This window comes from Halomonas sp., assembly GCF_031581305.1.
Lineage (GTDB): Bacteria > Pseudomonadota > Gammaproteobacteria > Pseudomonadales > Halomonadaceae > Halomonas.
This window is the reverse complement of record NZ_JAVLBC010000129.1, coordinates 1-9,116: the sequence shown is the minus strand read 5'-3', so window position 1 is coordinate 9,116 and position 9,116 is coordinate 1. Positions and strand designations below refer to the sequence as shown.

Sequence of the window (9,116 nt, the reverse complement as noted above, 5' to 3'; positions counted from 1 at the left end):
CCCTGGGCCGCCTGCCGGGACGGGAAGGTCGAGAAGTTCGCTTCGTCGGTCTGCCCGGCAATCCTGTCTCCTGCTTCGTCGGAGCCTGGCTGTTCCTGCGCCCCCTGCTGGGTGCCCTGCAGGGATGCCCGGCACTCGCGCAACTCCCCCGCCTGCGGGCCCGAGCGGATTTTTCCACGCAAACCGGTCCACGGCGCCATTACATGCGCGTGATGCTCGAGTTCGGGGAGGACGGGATCCTGGCCAGGGCCTTCCGGGACCAGAACTCCGGTGTGCTGTCGTCCTGCATCAGCGCCGATGCGCTGGCGGTGATTCCTGCCGAGAGCCGGATCGACGCGGGTGATCCGGTTGACTGCCTGTGGCTCAGGGTCGAATGACGAGCCCGTCTTGATGAGGGGCAATCCCCAGGGCGTCGTTGACGGAGGGCCAGAGCCTTGCGAAGTCCCGGGCGAGTCGTTCGTAGTCTTCCTCCAGCCAAGGCACCAGTTCGGCCAGCCGGTTGGGACCCGAAAGTCGCCGGCCGATCCCCTCGATGGCCCGGCATGTGAAGGCGAAGTCTGCGTAGCGGTTGAGCCAGTCCTGCTCCACCAGGACCGGCATCATCGCCGCCAGCCGAGCCGGGGCGGGCCGCGTTGCCAGTACCCGGTAGCAGCGATGGACCAGCCAGCGCCGCTCGTCGCTCGTCAGCGTCCGCGCCGCGAAGTGGTCCCAGATCAGGTCCAGGGCAATGCCGGCATAGCGGCGCTGCCGACGAGGGGATCGTGCGAGCACGCCCGAGACCACCGGATGACTATCGACGAAGGCATCCACCCGTCGATGGTGACGAATGCCGGCGGCCTCTTCGGCCTTCCAGGCTGACAGATCCACCCCCTTGACCCCGTCGGCGATCAAGTTGCCATAGAGAAAGTCATCGATGCCGCCCCGGGCGAGCCAGCCATGCGCAAGGAAGTTCACGGTCTACGGGTCACAGACAATGGGTGGGCTTGGGCAATCCGGCGAGTCGAGCGGCCACCTTGGCCGGGCTGCCCGGGAAGAGGCGCATCAGGTGAATGGAACGTCCCTTCTCGGGCCCCAGGGTTCGTTGCACTGCCTTTACCAGGGGGCGCATGGCAGGCGCCATCTCGTAACGCGCATAGAAGTCGCGCAGGACTTGGAGGATTTCCCAGTGTTCTGCTGTCAGCGTAATGCCCTCCTCTTGGGCCAGCGCTTCGGCGACCTCGGGACACCAGTCGTCCATGTTGACAAGGTAACCTTCTGGGTCGAGAGCATGCTGGTGGGTGTTAGAAACTAGATAACGGTATATTTCTGTGGTTGCCATCAGTACCAGCTCACCGTTTGTTCGGCTTCCTCGGTCAGGTCCACAAAGCCATCCACGTCTACCACCTGCACACTGGCGTCGCAGTGTCCGAGCAGCCCACGGGACGCCAGATCCTCCTTGAGGACAAAGAGTCGACCTTCCAGGCCCGCGTAATAGCGCACCAGCTGAGGAAGCGCACCCTGCACCCCATCTTCAATCAACAACAGGCGGTCTTCCGGCGACATGCCAGCAAGGGCTTGCTGATAGACCCGGCTGGTCGCCGGGGAACGATTCACGACATGTAACAGCACTGGCGCACTCCTTGCCACTGGGTTAGAAGGTCAAGACGAGGCGATGTGTGGTCAGTACACGCGCCAGTGCCTCAGGCGACAAGCATGTTACGTCGAGCATCAACTCACCGCTCGAGAGACCGAGACACGACAGTCCCTGCTCTTCGACAAGCAGCGTCTCGATGTCATACATCTCCAGCATCTCAAGCGTCGCGGCCGTACCCTTCTGCCCCAGGGGACCCACCTGCTGCTTCGGCATCAGGGCCGTCACCCCTTCCCCCATGAAAAGCAGGGCAACGCGGCGCCCTAAGGCAGCGGCAACCAGGGCCGCATCCAGCCCTTCCTTCAACCAGCTGCTGCCGTGGGGCCCATGGCGAAGTATGACCAGCAGGTCGCTATCCTCGTGGTGTTCTTGCATCCCAACTCCGTCCAAAACACTCAGGGGCCGAAGGTGACCAGGCGGTCACAGCGGGTGCCGAGGTCGACCAGTTGACCCAGCCCCGTCAGCTCGAAGGGAGCCTGCACGCTGACGCCATCCTTGCCATGGCGGGCGGCCTCCCGTTCGTCCAGCAGGCCACGGCGCAGCGCAGCGGCGATACAGACCTGCAATGATACCTGATGCTCATCGGAGAGCGACGCCCAAGCATCCACCAGATGTGGCTCATCCTGGGGAGGAGCGGCCAGCCGAGCGGCATTATGTACACCATCATGATAGAAGAATACCGCCTCGAGCCGATGGCCACGTGCCACCAGGGCGCGGGCGAAGCGCAGGGCTGAGTGACTCGCCTGGTCGCTGTAGGGGGCACCCATCAGCAGAATGGCATAGCGCATGAGGGTCCTCCTGAAACAGCCTGGCCCCGCCGCAAGGCGGGGCCAGGAATCCGTGATCTCGCGGTGACCGTCAGTCCTGGCTCATGATCCCCAGGATGGAGAGCAAGCTGATGAAGAGGTTATAAATCGAGACATAGAGGGTAATGGTAGCGAGAATGTAATTAGTTTCGCCAGCACGATGCACGATTTCACTAGTCTGAAAAAGAATGGCGGCCGAAGCAAACAGTACAAAGCCCGCCGACACCATCAACGACAGGGCGGGAATCTGCAGAAAGATGCCCGCCACCATGGCAATGATCAAGACGATGGCACCGGCCATCAGGAAGTTCGCCAGGAAGCTGAAGTCCTTGCGAGTGATCAGCGCCACGGCCGAGAGGCCAACGAAGGTCACACCGGTCATGCCCAGCGCGGTCATTATCAGCTGGGCTCCGTTGGGCAGGGTAAGGTAGGCGCTGAGGATCGGCCCCAGGGTGAAGCCCATAAAACCAGTAAAGGCGAAAGTGGAAAGCAGGCCGATCGCCGAGTTGGCGGTCTTGTGCACGAGGAACATCAGGCCGTAGGCACCGATGAAGAACACCAGGATGTTCATCCGCTCGATACCCATCGCCATGGCGGCACCGGCCGTCACGGCGGAGAACAGCAGGGTCATCGCCAACAGGCCATAAGTATTGCGCAGGACCTTACTGGTACTGGTACCGACGGCCTGGGTCTGCTGCCGTGTCATCTGCGTGTCTTGGTAAGCCATGGATCCGAAGCTCCCTGTGTGGTTGATCTAGGCACTTGACATAGAATGCCGGCAGAAGGTTCCCGACGCAAGAGACTGGCTAGCCTGGCTTCAACGCGTTTTCTGCGGACATCGCCTCGGCGAGTACCCCGCGCGCCACGTGAAAGGCCGAGTCACAGACCTCCCCATCATCCTGCTCGAGTGTCTCGAGGTCCACCCAGCGCAACTCGGTAGCATCATCGGCTGCCGCCTCTATCCCACCTTGCCACTCCAGCTGAACCACCACGATGACGAAATGCATCCTCAGCAGACCTGCTTCATCGTGATCGAAAAAATCGATAGCCGTCAGGATGCGACGAGGCGCTGCGAGCACACCGGTCTCTTCCAGAAGCTCCCTGGCCGCCGCCTGCTGGAGACTCTCCCCCGCCTCGATCTTGCCTCCGGGCAGGGCCAACATGCCGGCATTGGGCGGATTGCGGCGTCGCACCATGAGGATGCGATCCCCTCGGATCACGGCTGCCGAAACCGCGGGAACGGGACGCACCCCGGAGTTTGCTGTGGGGTCAGGCATGACGCTCTCCTGCAGTCACTAACCTCCCTATTGTGCCTCAGCTCGTCATGGGAGGCCTAACATCTTGATCCCAAGGCGCTCTTGACCCGACGAGGAAAGCTGGTAGTATACGCTTTCGTGAGCCGGAGGGATGGCAGAGCGGTTGAATGCACCGGTCTTGAAAACCGGCGAAGGTGAGAGCCTTCCCAGGGTTCGAATCCCTGTCCCTCCGCCATTATGCTTCATGAATCAAGCGCCTACGGGCGCTTTTTTCATGGCCCCTCTTTCCCAGGCAAGGCGTGCTATTGACGCCCTCCTCACCTCAGCAGTTCACGAGCATCGACCAGCGTCAGGCGATTGGTGCAAAAGGCCCCGGTGTCGATGTAATGGACGTTGCCCAGGATCAGCGGCTGCGCCACGATGGTGTGGCCAACGACGACGGCGTCGACCCCTGCCACCGGCGTCTCGTCGCCCCGGCGGATGCGGGAACGCCCCCAGAGCAGGGCTTCCCGGTCGGCCTCCTCGACCCACGACCAGTCGGCCGGCGGCTCAGCGTGCACCATCCCGACGCGCTTGCCCATGACCGAGACCTCGCGTGCCAGAGGCAGATGGCGAAGCGCCGCCTGCAGGACCCTTCGCGTCTTGCCCACGCCGCTCTCGACAACCCAGCCACCGCCATTGATCATCCACAGCGCCCAGGCGCTGCTCCCCTCCCCGTCGCACAGCGCACTCCTGGCTAATTCCTCATGATTGCCGCGCACGGCATGAAACCAAGGCATGAAGGCGAGCATCAGGCAGTCGAGCGAATCAGCTCCTCGGTCGATGAGGTCGCCAACGCAGAACAGGCGGTCCTCCGACGGGCTGAAGGCGACACCCTGCAAGACTTCCTGCAGCAAGCGATACTGGCCGTGAATGTCACCCACGAAGAAATCGCGGCCCCTGATGTTCGCTTGGTGCCTGGTCAGCATGGCAAGACCTCCTCATCCATCCGCGACGCCACCGACTATGTCATGATGAAAGCCCTATTTCCCAGACGGGCGAGTGGCTTAGTCATATGGCACTGAAGGCAACGATTCACAGGGTCCAGCTGCAGATCGCTGACATGGACCGGCATTACTACGCAGAACATGGCCTGACCGTCGCGCAACACCCCTCGGAAACCGACGAGCGCATGATGGTCAGGCTGCTGGCCTTCGCCCTGAACGCCGACGAGACCTTGGCCTTCGGGCGTGGGGTGAGCACCGAACACGAACCCGACCTCTGGCGCAAGGACCTGACCGGTGACATCGCGCTCTGGATCCAGCTGGGTCAACCTGACGAGAAGAGCGTTCGCCGCGCCTGTGCGCGAGCCGATCGAGTGGCCCTCTACACCTACAGTGGCCAGGGCGCCGCGATCTGGTGGGAGCAGATGGCCGGCAAGCTTGCCAGCCTCGACAATCTGCGGGTGGTCGACATCTCGCCGGCATCGGTAGAGGCTCTGAGCAGCCTGGCGGCGAAGAGCATGACGCTGAACTGCATGATCGAGGATGGCGGGGTCTGGATGACCGAACCCGACCGGGGAGCTGTCGAGGTCGCACTCGAGGTGCTTCAGGACGTGCGCGCCGGTTGACCCCGGCGAAAGGCCCCGGTACGTCGGTTCAGTAGAGCCTGAGCCCCACGCGGGTGACCTTGTTGCCATCCATCTCGCTGACCACCCAGTGGATACCGTGCCAGTCCACGTCATCGCCCACGACCGGATGGCCGCCGACCCGCAGGGAGATGAACTCGGCGAGCGTCATGTCCCGCTCGCCGGGGCTCAGGGTCAGGCCATAGGCATCGGCGATATCACGCATCAGTGCCTCTCCGTCGAAGGTGAAGGTCCCGAAGAAGGCCCGCTCGCGCTTGAGCTTGGCATCACCGTTGAACAGGCGATTTAGGGCCGGCAAGTCGTCGGTGCGCCCGATCACGCAGATCACGTCTCCCAGCCGCAGCCGGGTGCTGCCCTTGGGGTGCAGCATCGCATGCTCGCGGAAGAGCGCCGAGATCAGCGCGCCGGAGGGAAAGCGCAGTAGCCGGATCGGCACGTCCTCGAGGTCGGCATTCTCGACCTCGTAGACGAACATCTCGTAGTCGTTCTCGGGCAGAATGCCCAGTGGCCCGCGCCGGTTCGGGGTGACGGTGGGAGGCAGCTCGACCTTCATGCGACGCGCCATCCACGGCAGGGTGCCCCCCTGGATCAACAGCGAGAGCAGCACCACCGCGAAGGCCACGTTGAAGTAGAGCGAGGCATTCTCCACCCCGCCGATGACCGGGAAGATCGCCAGCACGATGGGCACCGCTCCTCGCAGCCCCACCCAGGCGATGAAGCCGATCTCCCGCCAGCGGAACTTGAAGAACGGCTTGACGGCGACAAGCACCGCCAGCGGCCTGGCGATGAAGATCAACGCCAGGGCCACCAGCAGCGCCGGCAGCGCATAATCCAGCATCTCGCTGGGGGTGACCAGCAGGCCCAGCACCAGGAAGAGGCCAATCTGGGAGAGCCAGGCCAGGCCATCATGCACCGGCAGGATGAAGTTGAGGTGGCGGCCGGGGCGATTGCCGATCATCAGGCCCGCCAGATAGATGGCCAGGAAACCGCTGCCGCCCAGGGCACTGGTCAGGCCGAAGACGCAGAAGCCCAGGCCCAGGGCCAGCAACGAATAGAGGCCCGGTGCCAGGTCCAGCCAACTCAGCAGGCGCGCACTCAGCCAGCCGATGCCCACGCCGATGACGATGCCCAGGCCGAACTGCTGCACGAAGAACAGCAGGGTCTCCCCGATACCGCCGATCTCGCCGACCAGCATCTCCACCAGCACCAGGGTGAGGAAGATCGCCATGGGGTCGTTGGTCCCGGATTCGATCTCCAGGGTCGCCCCGACCCGCTCGTTGAGGTTGACCCCCCGTCCACTGAGCATGGAGAACACTGCCGCGGCATCCGTGGATCCCACGATAGCCCCCACCAGAAGCCCCTGCACCAGACTCAGGTCGAACAGCCACATGGCGAACACACCCATCAGCGAACTGGTAATGAAGACCCCCAGCGTGGCCAGGGAGAGCGCTGGCCGGAAACCGACGCGGAAGGTCTTGAGGCGAGTGCGCAGCCCGCCATCCAGCAGAATCATGGCCAGCGCCAAATGACCGATCAGAAACGCCAGGGAATAGTCATCAAACTGGATGCCGAGCAGCCCCTCCTCCCCGGCCAGCATGCCCAGCCCCAGGAAGATCAGCAGCAGGGGGACCCCGGCCATCGAGGAGAGCCTGCTGGCGAGAATGCTCAGAGCCAGCAGGAAGCCGCTGAGCAGGAAGAGAGTGTTGATCGAATCCATGAGCGTCCTTTCCCGGCTGCGCGAGGGAGAATTATCGCATGCCGGATCTGGCACGGCGATTTCCGTTTGCGGCCACGACTGGCAGTGGCGTGTGAGCAGCGGTTAAGCTTGCGCGGCACCAACACAAGGCCGGATAGCGCATGGCAGGAGTCCAGTTTCGATGATCTCATCCCTTTTTCAGCGGCCTCTCCGCTGGTGCGTGCTGCTGTCGGCAGCCGCCCTGCTGTCGACACAACCCGCCGTGGCCGACCCGTCGACCGCTGCCATGGAACCCCGGGGGGGGTTCCCGCCGCTGGGCACCGAGGTGATGGTGCCGGATCTCGAGGCCCTTGCCGACGAGGCAGCAAGGGCGGCCGCCGAGGCCGCCGCCTGGGCGGAGACCCGCCGACAATACCGGGAGGCGCCGAGCGGGCCCAGCGTCGACACGCCCTCACGTCCCAGCGTCCCGGCCATCGCCCTGCGCCCGGCGGAACCGATCGAGCCGCCGCCGGTCATCTCGCTCAGGATCATGCTGGACGGTTATCCCAGTCCCCGCCACGCCGCCCTGTTCATTGCCAAGGAGAGAGGGCTGTTTGCCAGCCGCGGACTGGAAGTGATCCTCGCGACACCGGCCGACCCGGATGTGCCCAGCAAGCTGCTGGCGGCATCACGCATCGACCTGGCGGTATCTCGCCAGCCACTACTGCACCTACAGGTCGATCGCGGCCTGCCGCTGATCCGCGTCGCCAGCCTGATCACCATGCCCTTGAGCGCCCTGGTGGTGCGCGAGGATGGGGCCATCGAGGCTCCCGCCCAGCTGGCCGGCTCGCGCATCGGCCATGCCGATATCGACAGCCGTGACGTGCTGCTGGCTGCCTTGCAGCATGGCGCGGCGATCCGCGATGACGAAATCGAGACCGAGGCGTTGCACTTCCGGCTCGGCGATGCCCTGCGCGAGGGGCGCGTGGATGGCGTGATCGGGGCCATGCGTCACCTGCTGCCCCGACAGCTGGCCGACGAGGGGCTGGCCACCCGGGTGATGCGCATCGAGGAGCTAGGCATCCCGCTCCATGATGGCCTGGTGCTGCTCGCCAACCGCGACCACCTGGCGCCGCAGCGGGATGCCATCCGTCGCCTGGTGGCGGCCATCGAGGAGGCCACGGCCTGGATCGCCAACCACCCGGAGGAGGCCTGGACCCTGATCGTGAGCGCTGAGCCGGCCCTGGATACCGCCATTAACCGCGAGGCCTGGGAGATGGTTCGTGCCCGCTTGAACCTCAGTCCGGCCGCCCTGGACCAGGGCCGCTACCGTCGCTTCGAGGACTACCTCTTCGAGGCCGGCCTGATCCAGGAGCACCATCCGGTATCGCGCCTGGCCATCGACCTCGGGGCGCCGACCCGCTAGCCTTCGATGCGCTCGAGGAAGGCATTGACCGCCGCCTGGAAGGCCGTGGGCTGCTCGGCGTGCAGCCAGTGGCCCGCGTCCAGGGTCTCGATCTCGGCTCGTGGCAGCACCTCGCGCAGCGCCGGCAGCATCGCGTCGGTCACATAGCGCGAGCGGGCACCGCGCAGCACCAGGGTCGGCCCGTCAAAGGTGCCCTCTCCTGCCGGCTCTCCCATGATCGTCTCGTAATCGTCCTGGATCGCATCGAGGCCGATGCGCAGCCGCAGGATGCCCTGGTCGTCGCGCTCGAGGTTCGTGGCCAGGAAGAGGCGCACCGCGGACTCCTCGACATGCTCGGCGAGCAGGACGTCGGCCTCGCGTCGATTGCTGGGCGCCCCCGCCTCGACGCGGCGCAGGGCAGCGAACACGTTGTCGTGATCATGGCCGTAGGCGAGTGGCGCGATATCGGCAACGATCAACGAAGCCACGCGGGAGGGCGCCAACCGGGCCAGGCTGATCACCACCTTGCCGCCCATGGAATGTCCCAGCAGATGGGCCTTCGCCACACCGAGCCGATCCAGGAGGGCGAGAAGATCCTCGGCCATGGCGGCGTAGCCCATGCCCGCGACGTGCGGCGAGCGACCATGGTTACGCAGGTCCACGGCAATCACTCGATGCCGTCGCTGCCACTGCTTGAGGTGGGAGCGCCAGTTGTCG

12 protein-coding genes, 1 tRNA gene and 1 pseudogene are annotated in these 9,116 nt (G+C 64.5%); 4 read left to right on the top strand and 10 right to left on the bottom strand.

The features are described 5' to 3' along the window. Nucleotides 1–377, top strand: a pseudogene (locus RI841_RS11385) (molybdopterin molybdenumtransferase MoeA); the annotation flags it as partial. Here RI841_RS11385 and RI841_RS11380 read toward each other — a convergent pair. The 7 genes from RI841_RS11380 to RI841_RS11350 all read right to left on the bottom strand — a co-directional run bounded on the left by RI841_RS11380 (nt 364) and on the right by RI841_RS11350 (nt 3,713). After that, nucleotides 364–954 (bottom strand): ACP phosphodiesterase, encoded by a 591-nt coding sequence (locus RI841_RS11380; protein WP_310705718.1) that lies wholly within the window; start codon nt 952–954, stop codon nt 364–366. The pseudogene RI841_RS11385 and the gene RI841_RS11380 sit on opposite strands and share 14 nt — an antisense overlap. 10 nt (nt 955–964) lie before the next feature. Beyond that, nucleotides 965–1,318 carry a TusE/DsrC/DsvC family sulfur relay protein gene (locus RI841_RS11375; RefSeq protein WP_310705717.1) on the bottom strand — a complete coding sequence of 118 codons (354 nt, stop codon included), beginning with the start codon at nt 1,316–1,318 and terminating at the stop codon, nt 965–967. Continuing rightward, entirely contained in the window at nt 1,318–1,608 is a 291-nt protein-coding gene (tusB, locus tag RI841_RS11370; protein WP_310705716.1) for a sulfurtransferase complex subunit TusB, read from the bottom strand. Before tusB ends, RI841_RS11375 begins: the two co-directional genes overlap by 1 nt. 22 nt (nt 1,609–1,630) lie before the next feature. Next, a complete protein-coding gene (gene tusC / locus RI841_RS11365; protein WP_310705714.1) occupies nt 1,631–2,005 on the bottom strand; it encodes a sulfurtransferase complex subunit TusC in 375 nt (124 codons plus the stop codon). Nucleotides 2,006–2,025: 20 nt separating this feature from the next. Next, nucleotides 2,026–2,418: a sulfurtransferase complex subunit TusD gene (gene tusD / locus RI841_RS11360; RefSeq protein WP_310705713.1), complete on the bottom strand. Its 393-nt coding sequence runs from the start codon at nt 2,416–2,418 to the stop codon at nt 2,026–2,028. Between the two features lie 70 nt (nt 2,419–2,488). After that, nucleotides 2,489–3,163: a Bax inhibitor-1/YccA family protein gene (locus RI841_RS11355; protein ID WP_310705712.1), complete on the bottom strand. Its 675-nt coding sequence runs from the start codon at nt 3,161–3,163 to the stop codon at nt 2,489–2,491. Between the two features lie 79 nt (nt 3,164–3,242). After that, nucleotides 3,243–3,713, bottom strand: a complete 471-nt coding sequence (locus RI841_RS11350; RefSeq protein ID WP_310705711.1) for an NUDIX hydrolase — start codon at nt 3,711–3,713, stop codon at nt 3,243–3,245. Nucleotides 3,714–3,837: 124 nt separating this feature from the next. On the opposite strand from RI841_RS11350, the gene RI841_RS11345 reads away from it, so the two are divergent. Next, a tRNA-Ser gene (locus RI841_RS11345) sits at nt 3,838–3,927 on the top strand. Nucleotides 3,928–4,009: 82 nt separating this feature from the next. Here the strand turns inward: RI841_RS11345 and RI841_RS11340 are convergent. Next, nucleotides 4,010–4,660: a metallophosphoesterase gene (locus RI841_RS11340; protein WP_310705710.1), complete on the bottom strand. Its 651-nt coding sequence runs from the start codon at nt 4,658–4,660 to the stop codon at nt 4,010–4,012. Nucleotides 4,661–4,746: 86 nt separating this feature from the next. Between RI841_RS11340 and RI841_RS11335 the strand changes: the two genes are divergently transcribed. Next, nucleotides 4,747–5,301: a YaeQ family protein gene (locus RI841_RS11335; RefSeq protein WP_310705709.1), complete on the top strand. Its 555-nt coding sequence runs from the start codon at nt 4,747–4,749 to the stop codon at nt 5,299–5,301. 28 nt (nt 5,302–5,329) lie between these two features. Here the strand turns inward: RI841_RS11335 and RI841_RS11330 are convergent, their stop codons facing one another. Next, on the bottom strand, nt 5,330–7,036 hold the full coding sequence (locus RI841_RS11330; RefSeq protein WP_310705708.1) for a potassium/proton antiporter: 1,707 nt from the start codon (nt 7,034–7,036) through the stop codon (nt 5,330–5,332). 160 nt (nt 7,037–7,196) lie between these two features. On the opposite strand from RI841_RS11330, the gene RI841_RS11325 reads away from it, so the two are divergent. Further along, nucleotides 7,197–8,420: an ABC transporter substrate-binding protein gene (locus RI841_RS11325; protein ID WP_310705707.1), complete on the top strand. Its 1,224-nt coding sequence runs from the start codon at nt 7,197–7,199 to the stop codon at nt 8,418–8,420. Here RI841_RS11325 and RI841_RS11320 read toward each other — a convergent pair. Beyond that, on the bottom strand, nt 8,417–9,116 hold a 700-nt coding region (locus RI841_RS11320), incomplete at its 5' end, for an alpha/beta fold hydrolase (RefSeq protein ID WP_310705706.1). The genes RI841_RS11325 and RI841_RS11320 overlap by 4 nt on opposite strands.

Excerpts from the sequence above, each read along its gene's own strand:
- RI841_RS11325 (WP_310705707.1), top strand. The coding sequence starts at position 7,197 with ATGATCTCATCCCTTTTTCAGCGGCCTCTCCGCTGGTGCGTGCTGCTG.
- RI841_RS11350 (WP_310705711.1), bottom strand. The coding sequence starts at position 3,713 with ATGCCTGACCCCACAGCAAACTCCGGGGTGCGTCCCGTTCCCGCGGTT.
- tusC (WP_310705714.1), bottom strand. The coding sequence starts at position 2,005 with ATGCAAGAACACCACGAGGATAGCGACCTGCTGGTCATACTTCGCCAT.
- RI841_RS11340 (WP_310705710.1), bottom strand. The coding sequence starts at position 4,660 with ATGCTGACCAGGCACCAAGCGAACATCAGGGGCCGCGATTTCTTCGTG.
- RI841_RS11355 (WP_310705712.1), bottom strand. The coding sequence starts at position 3,163 with ATGGCTTACCAAGACACGCAGATGACACGGCAGCAGACCCAGGCCGTC.
- RI841_RS11330 (WP_310705708.1), bottom strand. The coding sequence starts at position 7,036 with ATGGATTCGATCAACACTCTCTTCCTGCTCAGCGGCTTCCTGCTGGCT.
- RI841_RS11335 (WP_310705709.1), top strand. The coding sequence starts at position 4,747 with ATGGCACTGAAGGCAACGATTCACAGGGTCCAGCTGCAGATCGCTGAC.
- RI841_RS11375 (WP_310705717.1), bottom strand. The coding sequence starts at position 1,318 with ATGGCAACCACAGAAATATACCGTTATCTAGTTTCTAACACCCACCAG.
- tusD (WP_310705713.1), bottom strand. The coding sequence starts at position 2,418 with ATGCGCTATGCCATTCTGCTGATGGGTGCCCCCTACAGCGACCAGGCG.